Source organism: Mesorhizobium sp. RCAM 06353, assembly GCF_059683585.1.
Genome location: NZ_CM185031.1, coordinates 2046105 through 2065179, shown reverse-complemented (window position 1 = coordinate 2065179; position 19075 = coordinate 2046105). Strand labels below are relative to the sequence as shown.

General features: G+C 63.0%; 20 protein-coding genes and 1 tRNA gene. 12 read left to right on the top strand and 9 right to left on the bottom strand.

All coding sequences use genetic code 11. The features are described from left to right. Positions 1-117 precede the first annotated feature (117 nt). The 4 genes from AC56QX_RS09750 to AC56QX_RS09735 form a co-directional block, all read right to left on the bottom strand. A complete protein-coding gene (locus AC56QX_RS09750; protein WP_497115554.1) occupies positions 118-918 on the bottom strand; it encodes an alpha/beta hydrolase in 801 nt (266 codons plus the stop codon). Positions 919-1053: 135 nt separating this feature from the next. After that, positions 1054-1941, bottom strand: a complete 888-nt coding sequence (locus AC56QX_RS09745) for an HlyC/CorC family transporter (protein ID WP_497115553.1) — start codon at positions 1939-1941, stop codon at positions 1054-1056. Between the two features lies 1 nt (position 1942). Then, on the bottom strand, positions 1943-3079 hold the full coding sequence (gene aroB / locus AC56QX_RS09740) for a 3-dehydroquinate synthase (RefSeq protein WP_497115552.1): 1137 nt from the start codon (positions 3077-3079) through the stop codon (positions 1943-1945). Continuing rightward, complete coding sequence (locus AC56QX_RS09735) at positions 3076-3687, bottom strand: shikimate kinase (RefSeq protein ID WP_497115551.1); 612 nt, start codon at positions 3685-3687, stop codon at positions 3076-3078. The genes aroB and AC56QX_RS09735 overlap by 4 nt, the downstream gene beginning before the upstream one ends. Positions 3688-3897: 210 nt before the next feature. Between AC56QX_RS09735 and AC56QX_RS09730 the strand changes: the two genes are divergently transcribed. The 5 genes from AC56QX_RS09730 (at position 3898) to AC56QX_RS09710 (ending at position 7833) form a co-directional block, all read left to right on the top strand. Next, entirely contained in the window at positions 3898-4050 is a 153-nt protein-coding gene (locus tag AC56QX_RS09730) for a histidine kinase (RefSeq protein WP_497115550.1), read from the top strand. A gap of 27 nt (positions 4051-4077) precedes the next feature. After that, positions 4078-4995 (top strand): site-specific tyrosine recombinase XerD, encoded by a 918-nt coding sequence (locus AC56QX_RS09725; protein ID WP_497115548.1) that lies wholly within the window; start codon positions 4078-4080, stop codon positions 4993-4995. Positions 4996-5093: 98 nt separating this feature from the next. After that, a complete protein-coding gene (locus tag AC56QX_RS09720; protein ID WP_172223486.1) occupies positions 5094-6044 on the top strand; it encodes an acetyl-CoA carboxylase carboxyltransferase subunit alpha in 951 nt (316 codons plus the stop codon). Between the two features lie 242 nt (positions 6045-6286). Next, positions 6287-7585: a L,D-transpeptidase family protein gene (locus AC56QX_RS09715; RefSeq protein WP_497115547.1), complete on the top strand. Its 1299-nt coding sequence runs from the start codon at positions 6287-6289 to the stop codon at positions 7583-7585. Positions 7586-7593: 8 nt separating this feature from the next. Then, positions 7594-7833: a sulfurtransferase TusA family protein gene (locus tag AC56QX_RS09710; RefSeq protein ID WP_497115546.1), complete on the top strand. Its 240-nt coding sequence runs from the start codon at positions 7594-7596 to the stop codon at positions 7831-7833. Between the two features lie 16 nt (positions 7834-7849). Here AC56QX_RS09710 and AC56QX_RS09705 read toward each other — a convergent pair whose 3' ends face one another. Further along, complete coding sequence (locus AC56QX_RS09705) at positions 7850-8977, bottom strand: CobW family GTP-binding protein (protein ID WP_497115545.1); 1128 nt, start codon at positions 8975-8977, stop codon at positions 7850-7852. Between the two features lie 4 nt (positions 8978-8981). Then, entirely contained in the window at positions 8982-10148 is a 1167-nt protein-coding gene (locus AC56QX_RS09700) for a serine hydrolase (RefSeq protein ID WP_497115544.1), read from the bottom strand. A 254-nt stretch (positions 10149-10402) separates the two neighbouring features. On the opposite strand from AC56QX_RS09700, the gene AC56QX_RS09695 reads away from it, so the two are divergent. The 4 genes from AC56QX_RS09695 (at position 10403) to AC56QX_RS09680 (ending at position 14132) form a co-directional block, all read left to right on the top strand. Continuing rightward, complete coding sequence (locus AC56QX_RS09695; protein WP_497115543.1) at positions 10403-11566, top strand: M20 aminoacylase family protein; 1164 nt, start codon at positions 10403-10405, stop codon at positions 11564-11566. 85 nt (positions 11567-11651) lie between these two features. Continuing rightward, positions 11652-11728 (top strand) — tRNA-Arg (locus tag AC56QX_RS09690). A 251-nt stretch (positions 11729-11979) separates the two neighbouring features. After that, positions 11980-13536 carry a VOC family protein gene (locus tag AC56QX_RS09685; protein WP_497115541.1) on the top strand — a complete coding sequence of 519 codons (1557 nt, stop codon included), beginning with the start codon at positions 11980-11982 and terminating at the stop codon, positions 13534-13536. A gap of 2 nt (positions 13537-13538) precedes the next feature. Next, positions 13539-14132, top strand: coding sequence for a cytochrome b (locus AC56QX_RS09680; RefSeq protein WP_497115540.1), 594 nt, complete (start codon positions 13539-13541; stop codon positions 14130-14132). Positions 14133-14147: 15 nt separating this feature from the next. Here the strand turns inward: AC56QX_RS09680 and AC56QX_RS09675 are convergent, their stop codons facing one another. Together AC56QX_RS09675 and AC56QX_RS09670 are read right to left on the bottom strand one after the other, a co-directional pair. Further along, positions 14148-14582 carry a YqaA family protein gene (locus tag AC56QX_RS09675; protein WP_497115539.1) on the bottom strand — a complete coding sequence of 145 codons (435 nt, stop codon included), beginning with the start codon at positions 14580-14582 and terminating at the stop codon, positions 14148-14150. Between the two features lie 6 nt (positions 14583-14588). Beyond that, positions 14589-16076: a multicopper oxidase family protein gene (locus AC56QX_RS09670; protein ID WP_497115538.1), complete on the bottom strand. Its 1488-nt coding sequence runs from the start codon at positions 16074-16076 to the stop codon at positions 14589-14591. 207 nt (positions 16077-16283) lie between these two features. On the opposite strand from AC56QX_RS09670, the gene AC56QX_RS09665 reads away from it, so the two are divergent. From AC56QX_RS09665 to AC56QX_RS09655, 3 genes are all read left to right on the top strand, one after another. After that, positions 16284-16460 carry a hypothetical protein gene (locus AC56QX_RS09665; protein WP_497115536.1) on the top strand — a complete coding sequence of 59 codons (177 nt, stop codon included), beginning with the start codon at positions 16284-16286 and terminating at the stop codon, positions 16458-16460. Between the two features lie 158 nt (positions 16461-16618). Continuing rightward, positions 16619-17167 carry a glutathione peroxidase gene (locus AC56QX_RS09660; RefSeq protein WP_497115534.1) on the top strand — a complete coding sequence of 183 codons (549 nt, stop codon included), beginning with the start codon at positions 16619-16621 and terminating at the stop codon, positions 17165-17167. An 86-nt stretch (positions 17168-17253) separates the two neighbouring features. Next, a complete protein-coding gene (locus AC56QX_RS09655) occupies positions 17254-18054 on the top strand; it encodes an SDR family NAD(P)-dependent oxidoreductase (protein WP_497115533.1) in 801 nt (266 codons plus the stop codon). 130 nt (positions 18055-18184) lie between these two features. Here the strand turns inward: AC56QX_RS09655 and AC56QX_RS09650 are convergent, their stop codons facing one another. Further along, positions 18185-19072 carry an MBL fold metallo-hydrolase gene (locus AC56QX_RS09650; protein ID WP_497115531.1) on the bottom strand — a complete coding sequence of 296 codons (888 nt, stop codon included), beginning with the start codon at positions 19070-19072 and terminating at the stop codon, positions 18185-18187. Positions 19073-19075 lie beyond the last annotated feature (3 nt).

The following is a 19075-nucleotide window of genomic DNA, read 5'->3' as shown; positions in this document are numbered from 1 at the left end:
CAATTCTTCTCCCATTCACGAAGACCAATTGCACCCACGGATATCCGCACGGCAATAACCCGCCGCCGCTTTTGGCATGATCCAGTTGCAGGGATAGGCGAGCGGAAGTCGCCGGGATCAGCCGACCGTCGATTTCAGGAATGTCAGCGCAGCCGCCGTCAGCGCATCACCATCTTCGCCGAAATCGTGATTGATTGACATATGCGTATAGGCGCTGCCGTCAAACAGGGTGACTTTGGTACCGGTGGCGCGCAGGCGCTCGGCAAAGGCTTTCGAATCCTCGCCACGGCCGGACGCCCTGGAGTAAGCGATGAAAGTCGGCGGATGCTTGCGGCCGTCGACAAAGCTGGCGGGAGAAAGTGCCGCCCATTGCGCAGGGTCGGAAAAGACCCGGGCATAGGCCCGGACCATGCCACCATTTTTCTCAAGCGCCGCAAGATCATAGGCCCTGGTATCGTCGAGCAGCAGCCCGGCGACGCCGGGCAATCCGCCACGCATGCCGGTCAGGGCGATCAGGTGGCAACCGGCCGAATGGCCCATGCCGACAATGCGCTTGGGGTCGCCGCCATGCCCGGCGATGTTGGCCCTGACATACGCATAGGCCTTTTCGACGTCATTGGCCTGAGTGGCCACATCAGCCTGCGGCAGCATGCGATAGTCGATCGAGACGAAACAGAAGCCATTGGCGAGCAGGAAAGCCGGCTTGGCGCCCACCTGGCTGCGTTTGCCAAACTCCCAGGCCCCGCCATGGACGAAAAACACCACGGGCGGGTCTTTCGCGCCATCAGGGGCGTAGATATCGAGCTTGGCCGGGCCGTAGTCGAAGGTTTTGGGAGATGGCGACGATTGGCGCGCAAACGTCGTGGCCGGCAGCAAAGCCGCCATCGAAGCCAGAAGCAGGGTTCGCCGATCGATCATCATGTTCTCCTGAACGCCCGGCGCAAAATGCACCGGGACGCCGCGAAGTTCCAATGAAGGATTGGTAACGTCCCGACAGCACTTTGTTTGACGCAATTCCGGACGGAAACCGTTCACACTTTTCCTGGATTTGCGTTACGTGACCGGCCTAATCCTCAACCGGGCGATCCGGTTCTTGTCGCGCTTCATGACGATGAAGCGTTTGCCGTGGAAGGTGAAGGCCTGCTTCTCGTCGGGGATCGACTGCGCCTCGTGGATGACGAGGCCGGCAATGGTGGTCGCTTCCTCGTCCGGCAGGTTCCAGTCGAGCGCCCGGTTCAGGTCGCGGATCGGCACATTGCCGTCGACGACGACGGAGCCGTCGGCCTCCTGCTTGACGCCCTGGATGTCGACATCGTGCTCGTCGGCGATTTCGCCGACAATCTCCTCGATGATATCCTCCAGCGTCACCAGCCCCTCGACCTCGCCATACTCGTCGACGACGACTGCGAAATGCGCCTTGCGGCGCAGGAAGGCGTTGAGTTGTTCCTGCAGGGTCGTGGTGTCGGGCACGAACCAGGGTTTCGAGGCGATCTTCATCACGTCGATCTTGGAAAAGTCGTTGCCGACTTCATTCAACGCACGCAGCAGATCCTTGGCGTGCAGCACGCCGACAATGTTGTCGAGCGAGCCCTTCCACAGCGGCATGCGGGTGTGCGGGCTCTGCAGGATCTCGCGCACCACCGCTTCCGGTGCATTGTCGGCATTGACCGAGCGCATGTTGGTGCGATGCACCATGATGTCTGAGACTTCGAGCTCTTCGAGATCGAACAAGCCGCCGATGCGGTCGCGGTCCTCGCGCACCACCTGGCCGTCGCGGCGGAAATCGTCGACCGCGCCGCGCAACTCGTCCTGGCTCGAGCGCTGCGGCTCGATGCGCGACAGCTCATAGCCGAACATGGCAAGCAGGCGCTTGCGCACGGCAATGACCAGCAGGATGAGGATGGCAAGGACGGCGGCGACGACAACCCAGCCGGTCTCCATCTCAGCCGGCTTTCCCGTTGGCTGGGTGGTTTTCCCTGAGGAACGACAGCACTTCCGAGGCCGGCACGTCCTTGGCGATGAAGGCCTGGCCGATACCGCGCGTCAGGATGAAGGTCAGCGCGCCGCGCGACACCTTCTTGTCCTGGGTGATGAAGGAAAGCAGCGCTTCGGCATCGGGCAGGTCGCCCGGGATATCGGCCATCCGCCACGGCAGGCCGACGGCACGCAGATGCGTCTCGACGCGCGCGGCGTCGTCAGGGCTGGCCAGATTGAGCCGCGAGGAGAAACGATGCGCCAGCGCCACACCGATGGCCACCCCCTCGCCATGGACGAGCCGGGTTCCATCATACTGCGTGGCGGCTTCGAGCGCGTGGCCGAATGTGTGGCCAAGGTTGAGCAGCGCGCGGTCGCCGGTCTCGAACTCGTCGCGGGCGACGACATCGGCCTTGGCGCGGCAGGCTTCGGCAATGGCCTCTCCCCGCTCCGGCCCACCGGCGAAGACTTTTTCCCAGTTCGCTTCCAGCCAGGCGAAGAATTCCGGCCGGTCGATCAGCCCGTATTTGGCGAGTTCGGCGTAGCCGGCGCGGAATTCGCGGATCGGCAGCGTGTCGAGCACTTCCGTGTCGGCCAGCACCAGCTTGGGCTGCAGGAAGACGCCGACAAGGTTCTTGCCGCGCGGGCTGTTGATGCCGGTCTTGCCGCCGACCGAGGAATCGACCTGCGCTAGCAGCGAGGTCGGGATCTGCACGAAATTCATGCCGCGCCGCACGATGCCGGCGGCAAAACCGGTGAGATCGCCGATGACGCCGCCGCCCAGCGCGATGACGACATCGCCGCGCTCCAGCCTGGCTGCCAGAACGCCATCGACCACCACCTCGAGATGGGCAAAGCTCTTGGTCTTCTCGCCAGGCGGCATCGTGATGACGGTGGGCTGGATGCCACCCTTCTCGAGCCCGGCCTTCAGCGTATCGAGATGCGCGGCGGCGACATTCTCGTCGGTGACGACAGCGGCACGCGTGCCCGGCAGGCGGCGCGAAATCTCCTCGCCGGCGCGCGACAACAGGCCGGTGCCGATCAATATGTCGTAGGCACGGTCGCCGAGGCCAACTTCGACGATGACGGGCTGATCCGCGCTCACGATTCGACCTCGCCCGTCGCTGCGATTTCCTCGATGCCGAAATGCCGGCAGAGTGCATTCAGCACCTCGGCAGCGATGACCTCCTTGCGGTCGTCGCGGGTCGGCACGGTGACATCGGATGTCGCGTAGACGGGATAGCGCTCGCCCATCAGTCGCTCCAGCACGGCGCGGGGATCGGCACTTCTCAACAGCGGCCGGTTCTGCTTCTTCGAAACCCGTTCCATCAGAAGATCGAGTTCGGCCTTCAGCCACACCGAGACGCCATGCGCGGCAATAGCCTCTCGCGTCTGCGCGTTCATGAAGGCGCCACCGCCGGTCGACAGCACCTGCGGGCCGTTCTCCAACACGCGCAGGATGACGCGCTGCTCCAGGGCCCTGAACTCGGTCTCGCCATAGCGCTCGAACAGTTCCGGAACAGTCATGCGCGAGACGCTTTCGATCTCCTGGTCGCTGTCGATGAAGGGCAGCGAAAGCATCGTCGCCACCTTGCGGCCGATCGCCGTCTTGCCGGCGCCCATCAGGCCGACAAAGACGATGGACCGGCTGCCCAGCCGGCCAAGCAGCGCGGCGTGGGTCTCGCCTGGAGGATTTGCCTGGTGCGCGTTCATCAGCTGTTTCTTGGGCCCTCTTTGCCGGCGTATCGACATGAAAAGCCGGTTTGCGTCAAGCGTGCCGAGCACAGTCAAGCCTATATCGACCATGGGATGCCTGCATCAGAAGTTGCTAACAGGCCTCCGCTTCTTCCTTGAATTGGCCGGATTGGCGTCCCATAAGGGCACAGGGTTTGGAACGCAGAACAAGAAGACGGGCGAAAATTGATGCCGACACTGTTTCGCTTTGTCGTGACCCTCGCGATTCTGGCCGGCATTGGCTATGGTACGATGTTCGCACTGGTGATGTTCGTCGAGCCGAAAAAAGCGGAGATGAGCGTGCGTATCCCGCCGGAAAAGCTGAACCCAAAGAAAAACTGAATCCCGAAGAAAACTGACCGACAGGAAATGAACAGCGCCGCCCGCATCGAGGCCTTCCTGGAAATGATGAGCGCCGAGCGAGGTGCTGCCGAGAACACGCTGTCCTCCTACCGCCGCGACCTCGAAGACGCTTCGACCGAGATCGGTGGCGGGCTCGCCGGTGCGGGTGCTGCCGACATCCGCGCCTATCTCGACGACATCGCCGCGCGCGGCTTCGCGCCGACCTCGCAAGCGCGCAAACTGTCGGCGATCCGCCAGTTCTTCAAATTCCTCTACGCCGAGGGCCTGCGCGCGGATGACCCGACCGGCACGCTGGACAGCCCGAAAAAGGGCCGCCCGCTGCCCAAGACGATGAGCGAGGTCGACACCGGGCGGCTGATCGACCGCGCCGCGCAGGAAGCCGGCGACGCCGGGCTCGGCCACAGTGACAGGCTGGCCGCCCTTCGCCTGCATGCGCTGGTCGAGGTGCTCTACGCCACCGGCCTGCGTGTGTCCGAACTGGTCGGCCTGCCGGTGACGGTGGCGCAGCGCGACGACCGTTTCTTCATGGTGCGCGGCAAGGGCGACAAGGAGCGCATGGTGCCGCTGTCGGCCAAGGCGCGCACGGCAATGCGCGCCTGGCTTGCCGCACGGGCCGGGGTGCCCGCTTTCGCCGACAGCCCGTTCCTGTTTCCGGCAGCCTCCGACAGCGGCTATCTCTCGCGCCAGGTCTTTGCCCGCGACCTGAAAGGGCTGGCGGCGCGCGCCGGCATTGCCTCGGCGAAGATATCGCCGCATGTGCTGCGCCATGCTTTCGCCAGCCATCTCCTGCAGAACGGCGCCGATCTCAGGGCCGTACAGCAGCTGCTTGGCCATGCCGACATATCGACGACACAGATTTACACCCATGTGCTGGAGGAGCGGCTGGTGCGGCTGGTCAACGATCATCATCCGCTTGCCGACTAGGCCTCATATCGCTATGTGAGGACGACATTTCACCGCCCGGAGCCTTGGTTTCAACGGTTCCGCAGTCCTTGCCTTCCGAAATATCGGTCCGCTCAAGCATGTACAACTACCTCGATTTCGAAAAGCCGGTGCAGGATCTTGAGCTCAAGATCCTCGAGCTCAAGAAGCTTGCCGAGAACGGCGAGGCGGTCGATGTCGCCGATGAGATCGCCAGGCTCGAGAAGCGTTCCCACGACGCGCTGCGCGAACTCTACAAGGCGCTCACGCCATGGCAGAAGGTGCAGGTGGCGCGCCATTCCGACAGGCCGCACTGCGTCGACTACATCAAGGGTCTGTTCAGCGATTTCACGCCGCTCGCTGGCGACCGTAATTTCGGCGAGGACCAGGCGATCGTCGGTGGCTTTGCCCGCTTTCGCGGCGAGCCTATTGCGATCATCGGCCAGGAAAAGGGTTCGGACACGACGAGCCGCCTGAAACATAATTTCGGTTCCGTTCGCCCCGAAGGCTACCGCAAGGCGGTGCGTTTGATGGAGCTTGCGGACCGTTTCAAGATCCCGCTTCTGACCTTGGTCGACACCGCTGGCGCCTATCCCGGCGTCAGTGCGGAGGAGCGCGGCCAGGCCGAAGCCATCGCGCGCTCGACCTCAGCCTGCCTTGGCCTGAAAGTGCCGTCGATCTCGGTGGTCATCGGCGAAGGCGGTTCGGGCGGCGCGATCGCCATCGCCACCGCCAACCGCGTCTACATGCTGGAACATGCCATCTATTCGGTGATTTCGCCTGAGGGGGCGGCCTCGATCCTGTGGCGAGACACCACCCGCTTGAAGGATGCGGCGACCAATATGAAGATCACCGCGCAGGACCTTCTGCAATTGAAGATCATCGACGCCATCATTCCCGAGCCGATGGGCGGCGCCCAGCGTGGCCCCGAAACGGTTATTGCCGCGACCGGCGACCTCATCGCCAAGACGATGAAGGAATTTGCCGGCGCCAACACCGACTTCCGCGAACAGCGCCGCGAGAAATATCTGGCGATGGGCCGTAGCCTCTGACGCCCCTCTGATGGCGGAACACGGCCATCGGAAGCCCCGCGCCCACAACAATGTGGCGGCAATGAGCAATTTCGCCACAAAAATGCCGCCACATTCGGGTCAATGAAAGTGTCGTGAAGGGCTGGCCGAGGCTTGCGGTAAGGAATTTTCAAGGTTAACGGGCTTACGGTCCGTCAGTGTTCAGCATGCGGGCTCGGCCGTTTCGAAGCCATTGGCCCGAGGGAAAAGACATAGCCGTATCCATGTTTGCCAAGCTCGCCCGTACCGGAGTCCTCATCACCTCGATAGCCATTGCCGGCTGCAATGATTCGTCGATGAAGGACTTTGCCCCGGAAGCCAACAAGCCGCTGCCGGACAAGATCCTGGCCGACATGAAGGCCAAGGGCATGATCCGCACCTCGTCGGTGATGGCGCGCATCTTCAAGGAAGAGGGCAAGCTCGAGATCTGGAAGGCCAAGACCAACGGCCGCTACGACATGGTGGCGAGCTACGACATCTGCAAATGGTCGGGCAAGCTCGGACCGAAATACACCGAAGGCGACCGCCAGGCGCCCGAAGGGTTCTACACGGTCCGTCCGGCGCAGATGAATCCGCGCTCGAACTACCATCTGTCCTTCAACATCGGCTTTCCCAACGCCTATGACCGTGCCAATGGCCGCACGGGTCAGAATTTGATGGTCCACGGTGCCTGTTCGTCGTCGGGCTGCTATTCGATGACCGACGCGCAGATCGAGCAGATCTATGCCTTTGGCCGCGACGCCTTCCAGGGCGGGCAGACCGAATTCCAGGTCGAGGCCTTTCCGTTCCGCATGACCGCCGCCAACATGGCGCGCTATCGCAACGACCCGAATTATGAATTCTGGAAGATGCTGAAGGTCGGCTACGACAATTTCGAGATCACCAAGGTGCCGCCAAAGGTGGACGTCTGCGAGAAGCGCTACGTCTTCAACCAGGTGGCCGCCGACGGCCAGACATTCGATCCGACCGGAGCGTGCCCGGCGACCACACAGCCGGATTCGCTGAAGAGCGCCTACAACGCCTATCAGAGCACCTACGACGCGGCGTACAACGGTGCGCTCAAGGCCAGCGTGCCGCCACCCAAGCCGACCATTGCCGGTGTCAAGGAAGCCAGCATCGTTTCGGACTGGTCGAAGCGCCGGGCGCGCGGCGAGCGCGTGCCGATCGATCCGCCTTCGCTCAACTCCAATGGCACGGTGACCGAGACGGCGCGCATGGGCCGCATCGATTTGCCGGCCGGCCGCAAGATGGCTGCACTCGACGCCGAAAAAGCCGCCAAGCAGAAGGCCGAGGAGCAGAGACTTGCCGCCATAGAGGCCGCCAAGCAAGCCAAGGAAGCCGCAAAGGCTCAGGCGCTGGCCGAAAAGGAAGCGGCCAAGGCTGCCAAGGAAGCCCCGGTCGCCACCGCCACCATCGCCGCCCCGACCGAGGCCGCGCCGGCAGCCGAAACGCAAGCTGCAAGCGCCGATGAGAGCCGGGTGACAAAGCTGAAGAACAAGCTGCTCGGCATGTTCGGCGGCTGAGCCCAGTCTTGGCTGCGGATACCGCTATCTATGACCTCAAGGGCCTGAACTGCCCGCTTCCCGTGCTCAAGGCGAAAAAACGCCTGGCGGGTATGCAGGCGGGCAGCCGGCTGTGGCTCGAAACCACCGACCCCCTGGCGGTCATCGACATTCCGGCATTCTGTGCTGACAGCGGCCATCATCTGGTCGAAACGTCAGCCGTTTCCGGTGGTCATCGCTTTTTGGTCGAACGCGGCGAGACTGTCTGAATTTCGATCTGAACCGCTATCTTCCGGCAATTGCCAGCGGATTATTTTCCAGCGCCGCGCGGTCGGGCGTGTCGATCGACGGCCGGTTGGTGAAGGCCGCAAACAGCCGGCGCACATAGTCTTCCGGCATGTCGAGTGTGATCAGCACCAGCCGCGTGCCGCGTTGACCGTCCGGCCAGGCCGGCAGCCTCGCCGGCGGATGCAGGATCTTCTGCACGCCGTGGATGACCAGCGGACGTGACCGATCTTCCTGCAATTCAATAACGCCCTTCATGCGCAGCAGCTTCTCGCCATGCGTCGAACGCAACAGGTCGAGGAACATTTCTATGCCTGAAAACGGCACCGGACCATCATGGACCAGCGAATAGGAGCGCACGCGCTGATCGTGCCGGTGGCCATGATCATGACCGTGATCGTGGCCATGCCCGTGGTCATGATCGTCATGATGATGGTGATGGTCGTGATCGGGCGCCGCCTCCTCGCCGAGCCAGCGGCGCACGTCGGCTGATTTGGTGGCGGGATTGTAGAGGCCGCAGTCAAACAGCGCCGCTACGCCTGTTTTTGAGTTGCCAGCATCGAGCAGTTCGGCACCCGGATTGATCTGCCGCAGGCGCGCCCGCAGCGTTTCGAGGTCGCCGGCATCGGTAACCAGGTCGGCCTTGCTCAGCACGATGCGGTCGGCGACGGCGACCTGCTTGACCGCCTCGACATGCGCATCGAGCGTGGCATTGCCATTGACCGCGTCGACCAGCGTGATGACGCCGTCGAGCCGGAAAGCCTGGACAAGTACCGGATGCGCCATGATCGACTGCAGCACCGGCGCCGGGTCGGCAAGCCCCGTGGTCTCGACGATGACGCGGGCAAGCCTGTCGATACGGCCGGTCTGCAACCGGTCGACCAGGTCGGCCAGCGTGTCTACCAGTTCGCCGCGCACCGTGCAGCACAGGCAACCATCCGAAAGCTGAATGATGCCATCGGAAGCCTGCTCGACCAGCAGATGGTCGATCGCCACCTCGCCGAACTCGTTGATAATGACCGCCGTGTCGGCCAGCGCCGGGTCTTTCAGGAGCCGGTTGAGCAATGTCGTCTTGCCGGCGCCGAGGAAGCCGGTCAGCACGGAGACGGGGATAGGGAACCCACTCATCGGGTTAGTTCGCGACCTTGGCCGGCTGGTCGCCCTGAGCGGCGGTGCCCACGACTTTCGGCCCGGTGCCTTCCGGTGCCGGCTTGTCGGGCCGCCAACTCGGGATCGGCACGTCGGCATAGTCCTGACCGCCCTGGTCGAGCATCGCCTTCGGCGCCGGACCGGTGGCGCCGCCGAGGCCGACGGCAACCAGCGTCGGCACATGGTCGAGCTTCTCCTGATAGGGCGATTTCGGCACGTCCTTGGCCGCAGTGGCCGGCGGCGCCTCGGATTGCTCCTCCGGCGTCTTCTTCTTGCAGACCTCGTCATGCATGTCGTTGGGCGAGACCGTGTCGCCATAGGGCGCCAAGGTGGTGACGGTGGCCGAGCCGGCGGCGGGCGTGTCAAACCCCTGGTCGAGCAGTTTCGCCGCGGCCTCGGCACGGCTGACCGCCGACTTCTCGCCGAGCACGACCGCGACCAGTGTGCGGCCGTTGCGCGTCGCCGAACCGATCATGTTGAACCCGGAAGGGCAGACGAAGCCCGTCTTCATACCATCGGCGCCGGGATAGCGGCCGATCAGGAGATTGTAATTGGGAATGGCCTTCTTGCCGACGGCAAGACCCTCGATCGAGAACCAGGGCGCATATTGCGGGAACTCGCGGCGGATCGCCATCACCAGCACCGAAAGGTCGCGCGCCGTCGTGTACTGGTCGGGCGAGTAGAGGCCATTCGGGTTGACGAAATGGGTACCGTTCATGCCGAGCCGGGTCGCCTCGGCGTTCATCCTTTCGGCGAAGGCGGCCTGCGAGCCGCCGACATTCTCGCCGACCGCCATGGCGATGTCATTGGCCGATTTGACCAGCATCATCTTCAACGCATTGTCGAGCCGCATCACCGAGCCGGGCTTGAAACCCATCTTGCTCGGCGGCTCGCCGGCGGAGTGTTTCGTCACCTTGATCGGCGAATCGAGCTGGACTTCGCCGGCCGCGATCGCCCGGAAGGTCACATAGGCGGTCATCAGCTTGCTGAGCGAGGCCGGGTACCAGCGCTTGAAGGCATCCTGATGCTGCAGGATCTGGCCGTTCTTCAGGTCGAAAACAACCACCGGATTGGCCAGCGCCGACCCAGCCAGGGCCGACAGCATGATTGCGCCAGCCGAGAATAGTTTGAGGAAATGCCTGTGCCGCATGATCGAATCCGAAATCGCCTCTTGCCCTGATTGCCCCTGGCTCCGTAAGATTTCGTTACGTGACCGCCAGCATAATGGGTCCGACCCTCAAAAACGGACCGCATCGGTGCGGTGCTATTTACCCTATGTGACGCCAAGATGGCAAAGTGCCTGACAATCATAATTCCAAAACCCCGGGCACAATTGTAAAACCCCGGCACAATTGCAGAACACCAGGCTGAAGCCGGCTGCTCCAACGACGAAATGGAACCATCATGCCAATCCTGAACCGCGCCGCTGAAATGCAGGACGAAGTCGCTGGCTGGCGCCAGCATCTGCACCAGACACCGGAACTGAACTTCGACGTCTTCAAGACGGCGGCTTTCGTCACCGAAAAGCTGAAGGAGTTCGGTTGCGACGACGTCGTCACCGGCCTTGGCAAGACCGGTGTCGTCGGCATCATCCGCGGCCGCCAGGGCGAAGGCGCCACCATTGGCCTGCGCGCCGACATGGATGCGCTGCCGCTCAACGAAATCACCGGCAAGTCCTACGCATCGACCGTTCCCGGCAAGATGCACGCCTGCGGCCATGACGGCCACACGGCGATGCTGCTGGGTGCTGCGAAATACCTCGCCGAGACGCGCAATTTCGCCGGTTCCGTGGCGGTGATCTTCCAGCCGGCGGAGGAAGGCGGCGGCGGCGGCAACGAAATGGTCAAGGACGGCATGATGGAGCGCTTCGACATCGCAAAAGTGTTCGGCATGCACAACATGCCGGGCCTGCCTGTCGGCCAGTTCGCCATCCGCCCGGGCCCGATCATGGCGGCGACGGCCGAATTCACCATCACCGTGAAGGGCCGGGGCGGCCATGCCGCGATGCCGCACGGCACGATCGATCCGATCGTCATCACCAGCCAGCTGGTCGGCGCGCTGCAGACGATCGCCTCGCGCAGCACCGATCCGGTCGAGGCCGTGGTGGTGTCGGTAACCAAGTTCCATGCCGGCGACGCCTACAACATCATTCCGGAATCGGCCGAGATCGCCGGCACCGTGCGCACCTTGCGCAAGGAGATCGCCAAGAAGTCGGAAGAGCGCATCCGCACCATCTGCGACGGCCTGGCGACCGCTTTCGGCGCCAAGATCGAGGTCGACTATCAGGCAAATTACCCCGTGACCTTCAATCACGCCGAAGAGACGGTGTTTGCCAGCGACGTCGCGGCAAACGTCGCCGGCGACGCCCATGTCCACCGCGGCATCCAGCCGGTGATGGGCGGCGAGGATTTCTCCTACATGCTGGAAGCTCGGCCCGGCGCCTTCATCTTCATCGGCAATGGCGACACCGCCGGCCTTCACAACCCGAACTATGACTTCAACGACGAGGCCATCCCGCATGGCATGAGCTACTGGGTGAAACTGGCGGAAACTGCGCTCGCCGCCTGATAACTCCAACGCAACAGGCTGGCCGATTTGCGTTCGGCCGGCCTCTTGGCGAAACGGCCCGAAGCGGCTATGTGAAGGGCCGCGTGGTCCCGTAGCTCAGTAGGATAGAGCGGCAGATTCCTAATCTGTAGGTCACAGGTTCGATTCCTGTCGGGATCACCACTCAGTCACTGCAAATATGAGTCGCAGCGGCTGGCTCGAAATTCGGGTGATTTGTCCGAGGGTTAGCCGCAGCTCTGACTCGGCCAGTGGGTCGACTAGACTGGGCGCGGAGCCTTTGCGCGCTTTAGTTATCACCGAAGGCGGCCGTGCCCAGCAATTCGGCGGCGGCGTTGCCACAAAGCATTCGTTCAGCTCGGGTGACCAGCACGCGCCGATGATGGCAAGGAACAGTTGAGGAAGGCATCGGCCGCATGACATCGGGCATCCACCACATCACGCTGGTTACACGCAAGGTCCAGGCCAATGTCGATTTCTATGTCGGCTTTCTCGGACTGCGCCTGGTCAAGCGGACCGGTGGCTTCGAAGACGCCGAGCAACTGCATCTGTGTTATGGCGACAGCATTGGTTCGCCGGGATCCCTGATCACTTTCCTCGTGTGGGAGGACGGATCACCCGGCCGGATTGGCCTCGGTCAGGTAGCGGAAGTCGCGCTGACCGTTCAGCCCGGCGCCATCGGCTTCTGGATCATGCGGTCGTTGCAATTCGGACTGCATGCGAGCGCACCAACGCAGGAATTCGGCGAGCCCGTGCTGCGCCTGACCGATCCGGACGGCGTAGCGATCAAGATCGTTGGAAGCGCCCTGCCCGCGCATGCGTCACCGGCCGTCAGCCAGGGAATCGAGCCGGCCAACGCGATCCAGTGCATCCGCGGCGCGACGATTTTCTCTGCGGTCGCCGAGCAGACGTCGGCATTCCTGCAGGATTATTTCGGCTATCGCCCGCTCAAGCACGCCGGGACCGTGCAGCGCCTCGTCTCGGACAGCGGGGACGTCGTCGATGTCCGTGACGCTGTCGGTTTCTGGCCGGGTGCGCCGGGAACCGGCGTCGTCGACCATATCGCCTTCCGCACGCCGGACGTCGCTGCGCTGGAGACGGTGGAGCGCCGACTTGCGAGCCGCAACTCCAGCGTTACCAATGTTCACGACCGCAAATATTTCGTATCGCTCTATGTCCGTGAGCCGGGAGAGACCTTGTTCGAACTCGCAACGGACGGACCCGGAATGACGGTCGATGAACCCATCGAAACCCTCGGTTCGGTGCTCTTCGTTCCGCCTTCCGACGCCGAGCGGGCGGAGGCCATTCGCACGCGGTTGCCGCAGTTTTCGTTGCCTGGAGAGGATCGCATCCGCTATCTCGACTTGCCCTTCGTGCACCGGTTCCATGTGCCGGCCGACCCGGACGGCACGACGCTTGTTCTGTTGCATGGGACCGGCGGTAATGAGGCCGACCTGATGCCGTTCGCCGCAAGCCTGGCGCCGCGCGCTACCTTGCTGGGTGTGCGTGGGCGCAGCGTCGAAGAAGGCACCTTGCGCTGGTTCCGCCGGTTTTCGGCTACCGCGTTCGATCAAGCCGACATAAGGGCCGAGGCAGCCGCCTTTGCCGCCTTCGTGGATGGTGCGATCGGCGGCTATCGGCTGGACACGAACAGACTGGCGTTCCTCGGATATTCCAACGGCGCCAACCTCCTTGTGGCGGCCATGCTGCTGCATCCGCCCCTGGCCCAGCGCACCATCCTGCTTCGCCCCTCACTGGTCCTCGAGGCCCGGCCGGACGCAGATCTGTCGGGCTGCCGGATAGTGATGATCGAGGGCCGCGATGATCCCTATGCATCGCTTCTCCCCGGTCTTGCGTCGGTCCTGAGCGAGCGTCACGCGACAGTGTCCGCGCTGACAGTGCCTGCGGGCCACGAACTGAGCGATGCCGATCTGCACGTCCTGGGACCGTCGATAGAAAACTGGCTCGCCTGACCATGCGCACCCTTGATAACCACCGGGCAGCGGAGGCGAGCGCGAAACCTCGCCTGCATTGGCATTTCGGCATTCGTCTGCTGCATTGGCTGACGGTGATCGCGCTCGTGGCGCAGATCGTCATTGCCTTCGGGCCGATGCGGGGGCCGGGGATGGCGATGATGAACTGGCTGCCGCTTCACATGTCGATCGGCGTGACGATCCTGGCCATCATCGTCCTCAGGCTTTGCTTGCGCATCTTCACCCGGGCTCCCGTCAGGCCAACCTCACGATTCCTGCGGTTTGCGACGGCTTTCTTTCACATGGTTCTCTACGTCACGATCCTCGCCGTCCTGATAACGGGATGGCTGGGCTACCGGCCAATGCCCTTTATGCCTCCCGCACGGCTTTTCGGAAGCCTGCCCGTGCCGTTGGCGCCATCGGTCGGCGCGCTGTCGGCAAGGGGCTTCGCGTTCGTGCATCAGAAGCTGGTCTGGATACTGCTTGGGCTTGCCGGTGTTCACGTCCTGGCTGCCTTGGCGCATTTCGTGCTGTTGCGTGATGGTGTCATGCAAAGCATGGGGTTCGGTCGGTCGAACAGGCCATCTCGGGAATAAATGTTGAGCGGCTGATCACGCAGTCGCCCACAACCCTCCCGCAATGATCACCGCATAGCGTGCGGCCTTGCCTATTGCGACAAGAGCGACGAACACGCCGAGGTTCATGCGTGCGGCGCCCGCCGCGAGCGTGAGAGCATCTCCGACAACCGGCAGCCAGGCAAACAACAGTGTCCATTCGCCAAAGCGCCGGAACGTTCGGCATGCCTGCTCATAGCGATCGGGAGTGACGGGAAACCAGCGCCTGTTCCGCAGCGTGTCGATGCCACGCCCCAGAATCCAGTTCACCACGGAGCCGAGCGTATTGCCGATCGTGGCAACGGCAAGGAGCAGCCCGGGATCACCACGGCCCGAGACGACAAGGCCGGCGAGCACCATCTCCGACGAGACCGGCAGGACGGTTGCGGCGAGGAACGCGCTGATGAACAGTGTGCCATAGAGCACCACCACGCCGGACTATGCCTGCACGTCGACAATGCCCATCATGCCGAGCTGCTCATGCTCGAGGATGTGGCAGTGATACATCCTCGGCCCCGGCCGGTCCTGCCGCAACAGTAGCCGCACTGTCTCCCCGCGCGCGACGTTGACGGTGTCTTTCCAGGCGCGATAGGCCGGCTTTGATATGTTGCCGCCACGTTCGTGCTCGATCACCTGGAACTGCGTCCCATGCACATGGAATGGATGATCCATGTCCGCCTCGTTGACGATTTCCCAGAGCTCGACCTCGCCTGCCTTGGCGATGACGTCGATGCGGTTCATATCGAATGCCGCACCGTTGATCAGGAACCCCATCTCCATGCCGCTGGCGTTCATGGTCATGGTTTCGGTGAAGACGAAGCGCCGGCTGACGGCAGGAGCGCCGAGCTGCGCGATCGGTCGCAGCCTGTCGGGCAGTGGCGCAACGGGATCCGCCTCAATCTGCGAGACATTGACCGTCAGCAGCGCCAGCCCGGCATCGGCAGGCCGCCCTGGACCCATCCAGCCGCGGTCATAGTCGAGCGTGGTAAGCGTCGCCGCGCCGGGTTTGTCGAAAGAGACGACCAGTTCAAGCCGTTCCGCCGGGCTGAGCAGGATATCTCCGGCTGCGACTGGAGCCTCCAGCAGACCGCCGTCCGTTCCGATGATCGTCATCGCCGCAGCGCCAAAGGAGAGCCGCAAAAAGCGCGCGTTGGTCGCGTTATAGAACCGAAAGCGCCGCTTTGTGCCACGGGGGACGGTCAGTGTCGGATTCTTCTGTCCGTTGACCAGCACATGGTCGCCGACGCGCCCGTTCATCAGGTCCGTCATCGTGTTGTCCGGCAAGCTGCCATCGGCCGCAAGGCGCAGGTCGGTGAACACCAGCACGGTGTCGCCATAGGCCGCCGGGATCGGATCGTCCTTCGGCTTGACCACGAACGCGCCGGCAAGGCCGCGATAGACCTGCTCGGCCGTCTTGCCGTGCGGATGCGGGTGATACCAGTAAGAGCCGGCGCTGCCTTCCGGCAGGTCGAAACTGTAGATGCGATCGGTGCCGGTCGCGACCGGGTCCATCGGATTGCCGTCCTGGTCGGCTGGCACCGGCATGCCGTGCCAGTGGATGGTGCTTGCCTCGTCGGCAATCCGGTTGGCGAAGGTGATCTCGACGCGGTCGCCCTCGACCGCCTCGATCAGCGGTCCGGGGCTGGTGCCGTTGTAACCGAGGATCGGCGTGTCCAGTCCTTCGGCAAAACGCACCGTGGCGGACCCGGCGGTCAGCGTCGCCTTGAACCGGCCGCGCGCACTGGCTTCGTTCGCCAGCAGGGGCAATTCGCGCAACGCCTCGCCTTCGGGCAAAACGGCCGCGCCTTGGCCTGCGTGATCGCCCATATCCATGCCCGGCATGTCGCCCATCTTCATCTGGGCAACGGCACGCTCGCTCACAAGAACCGTCGCAAGACCTGTCGCCAGAAAACCACGCCGATGCATCTGTCGTCTCCTCGATCAGTCGTTGAACGCTAAAGCAATTGCAGGAAAGGTGTGAACCGATTCTCCGTCCGGAATTACGTCAAAACAAAGAAATAGAGCCTCGCCGTTGCCGTGAAACGGCGAACAACTCTAGAGTCGATCCTGAGAAGGCTGCCGATCCCCGGCTGGGTCAATGCGGCGTTTGGGTCGCCTGGTCGACCCCGCGTCATGGCTGCCGGAAAGCTCGTCGTCGATCGAGCTGCGCGGGCGACCATCACAGCCCTCATGGTCTTCCCGAAGGCTCTCGCCGTAAAAAGCCAGCGCTGTGGCTATCCAGATGGGATCAAGATGATCTCACCGCTGGTTTACGGGCTACCAAAGACGCCGTTTGCGAACGACACCTGAAACATCGATTGATCATGCAGCTCGACCCGTCACGGCAGCGAACATAGGGCTGTCTCTCAAAATGCCCGGCAATCTCATTCTGGAGAATTGCTTTCCTTGACGGGAACGACGAAGGCACCAATGTACGACAGCGATATTGCATGCAGGGAATTTTGCCTATGACAGCCCCGATCTACGACATCCCATTGAGCCGCGCCGACGGTTTGACCACGAGCCTTGCGGAATATGCCGACAAAGTCGTGCTGATCGTCAATGTCGCCTCCAAATGCGGCTTCACCAGGCAATATGACGGGTTGGAGGCGCTCTACCGGTCGCATCGCGGCCAAGGTCTTGTGGTGCTTGGCTTTCCGGCCAATGATTTCGCCGGCCAGGAACCGGGCACGGACGCTGAGATCCAGGACTTCTGCAGGCTGACCTACGGTGTAGAATTCCCGGTGCTCGCCAAGATCGCTGTGAAGGGTCCTCAGAAACACCCGCTCTATCAGGCGTTGATCGAGGCGCAGCCAAAAGCTGTCTTCAAACCGGGGAGCACGCTGCTCAGTCGGCAGGCCGCAGGCGGCGCTTCGCGCGCGTCAGACGAAGTCAGTTGGAACTTCGAGAAGTTTCTGGTCGATCGGAAGGGGACCGTCGTCGGCCGCTACGGCTCTGACATCGAGCCGCAGGACGAGGTGATCGTCGACGCTATTGGCAAGCTTCTGGCGATCTGACGCCCGAAACCAATACCGGGCATCCGTCGATCCAAGACTGCGCAATAGACACCACCGCGTGCCCCTATCGTCTGAGGAAACAAGCCATGGATCTGCACCTGAACGGCAAACGCGCACTGGTCACGGGCGGCAGCAAGGGAATCGGCCGCGCCATCGCCCGGCAACTGGCGCTTGAAGGCGTGGATGTCGTCATCGCGGCCCGCAAGGCGGCCGATCTGGACGTCGCTGTGCGCGAACTGGCGGCCGAGACGGGGCGCAAGATCGTCGGACTGACCGTCGACACGCAGGACGATGGCTCCGTGCGGGCGCTGATGGCGGGAACGGTCGCAGCGCTCGGCGGCCTCGACATCCTGGTCAATGCCGCGGCAAAGCCGGGCGGCCGGGCACCGCCGCCAAAGCTGGCCGAGATCACCGACGATCTGTTCTGGGATGACGTGGACGTCAAGGTGATGGGCTATCTTCGCACAGCGCGCGAGGCGGCGCCTCATATGGCGGCCGCCGGCTGGGGGCGCATTATCAACATAAGCGGTCTCGCCGCGCGTCAGACAGGCTCGATCATCGGCTCGATCCGCAATGTCGCGGTCGCGGCCCTGACCAAGAACCTGGCCGACGAATTGGGGCCGAAGGGGATCAATGTGACGGTGGTCCATCCCGGTCTCACTCGCACCGAGAAGACCGCTCCCCTTGTCGCAGCCCGCGCCGCGTCGGGCGGTGTGGCGCCGGAGGAAATCGAACGGCGTCTGGGCGCCAATGTCACGATCGGCCGCATCGTCGATATGTCCGAGGTCGCCGACGTTGTTGCTTTCCTGGCCTCACCTCGGAGCGTTGCCATCAACGGCGACGCGATCGCCTGTGGCGGCGGGACAATGGGTTCTATCCACTATTGACCTTGGTGGCGGCCGAGCGGCAGCGACGGTCATCCGACGCTGACCGCTGGCGCGTAAGAGACGCGCCTTGGCCTGTCAGGCGATTGGCTCGCTGAGGCCCGGAGGCCGCACGCGCAAAGGATAGAAACTCTTACTGAGGCTTGTCGCTCGGCGCCCACTTGAAGTGATCGCCATCCTTCTGAATATAACCGACACCGGGGAACGGGAAGTGCGGCGCAAAGATCAACTCCTGGTCCTTGGCCAGCGCAGCCAGCGTCCTGGCCCTGTTCTGCTCCGCTTCCGGCTTATCTCCGTCGAAGGCCACGGCCCAGCCCGGCCTGGCGAGTGACAGGATCGAGCTGTGTACGGTATCGCCGATATCGAACAGCCGGGCCTTCCCCGATTTGATCTGATAGCCGACATGGCCCGGTGTGTGGCCCTTGAGTGATACCGAGGTGACGCCGGGCGCGACCTGAGCGCCGGCCTTGAACGGTTTGACACGGTCGGCGATGACCTTGACGATGTCGGCCACGTCCTTGTTGGACTTGGCGAAATTCCACTCTACGTCCGACATGCGTATCGTGGCATTGGGGAAGGCCAATTTGCCGTCCTTGACCAGTCCACCGATATGGTCGGGATGAGAATGGGTGATCAGGATCTCATTGACTTCCCCGGCTTTGATGCCCGCCTTGGCCAGACTGTCCTGCAGCGCGCCGCCCGCACCGGTGTCGATCAGGATGACGCTGTTCTTCGATTTTACCAGCAAGGCGTCGACGCTCAGCGTGATCGCATCGGTGGGTGCCCCCGCTGCCTTGAGCACGTCGCCGACTTCAGCAGGGCTGTGGTCGATGCCGAAGGTCTTGCCATCGTTGGGTTTGACGAACTGGGCGTCGTGCAGGGCGACAATGTCGAACTTGCCGAGTTTGAACGACTTGGCATCCGGCTGCTGTGCCGGCATCTGCGCCATTGCCAGCCCTTGATGGAGGACCATCAAGGCCGTCATGGCCAACAGCTTGGCCGTGGAGTTGAACCTTCTCATACA

Bases quoted from the DNA above. Each gene is read 5' to 3' on its own strand.
- AC56QX_RS09720 (WP_172223486.1), top strand. From the start codon at position 5,094: ATGTACAACTACCTCGATTTCGAAAAGCCGGTGCAGGATCTTGAGCTC.
- AC56QX_RS09745 (WP_497115553.1), bottom strand. From the start codon at position 1,941: ATGGAGACCGGCTGGGTTGTCGTCGCCGCCGTCCTTGCCATCCTCATC.
- AC56QX_RS09665 (WP_497115536.1), top strand. From the start codon at position 16,284: ATGGCTGCCGGAAAGCTCGTCGTCGATCGAGCTGCGCGGGCGACCATC.
- AC56QX_RS09750 (WP_497115554.1), bottom strand. From the start codon at position 918: ATGATCGATCGGCGAACCCTGCTTCTGGCTTCGATGGCGGCTTTGCTG.
- AC56QX_RS09670 (WP_497115538.1), bottom strand. From the start codon at position 16,076: ATGCATCGGCGTGGTTTTCTGGCGACAGGTCTTGCGACGGTTCTTGTG.
- AC56QX_RS09700 (WP_497115544.1), bottom strand. From the start codon at position 10,148: ATGCGGCACAGGCATTTCCTCAAACTATTCTCGGCTGGCGCAATCATG.
- AC56QX_RS09680 (WP_497115540.1), top strand. From the start codon at position 13,539: ATGCGCACCCTTGATAACCACCGGGCAGCGGAGGCGAGCGCGAAACCT.
- AC56QX_RS09735 (WP_497115551.1), bottom strand. From the start codon at position 3,687: ATGAACGCGCACCAGGCAAATCCTCCAGGCGAGACCCACGCCGCGCTG.
- AC56QX_RS09650 (WP_497115531.1), bottom strand. From the start codon at position 19,072: ATGAGAAGGTTCAACTCCACGGCCAAGCTGTTGGCCATGACGGCCTTG.
- AC56QX_RS09695 (WP_497115543.1), top strand. From the start codon at position 10,403: ATGCCAATCCTGAACCGCGCCGCTGAAATGCAGGACGAAGTCGCTGGC.
- AC56QX_RS09715 (WP_497115547.1), top strand. From the start codon at position 6,287: ATGTTTGCCAAGCTCGCCCGTACCGGAGTCCTCATCACCTCGATAGCC.
- AC56QX_RS09705 (WP_497115545.1), bottom strand. From the start codon at position 8,977: ATGAGTGGGTTCCCTATCCCCGTCTCCGTGCTGACCGGCTTCCTCGGC.
- AC56QX_RS09655 (WP_497115533.1), top strand. From the start codon at position 17,254: ATGGATCTGCACCTGAACGGCAAACGCGCACTGGTCACGGGCGGCAGC.
- AC56QX_RS09725 (WP_497115548.1), top strand. From the start codon at position 4,078: ATGAACAGCGCCGCCCGCATCGAGGCCTTCCTGGAAATGATGAGCGCC.
- AC56QX_RS09685 (WP_497115541.1), top strand. From the start codon at position 11,980: ATGACATCGGGCATCCACCACATCACGCTGGTTACACGCAAGGTCCAG.
- AC56QX_RS09660 (WP_497115534.1), top strand. From the start codon at position 16,619: ATGACAGCCCCGATCTACGACATCCCATTGAGCCGCGCCGACGGTTTG.
- AC56QX_RS09730 (WP_497115550.1), top strand. From the start codon at position 3,898: ATGCCGACACTGTTTCGCTTTGTCGTGACCCTCGCGATTCTGGCCGGC.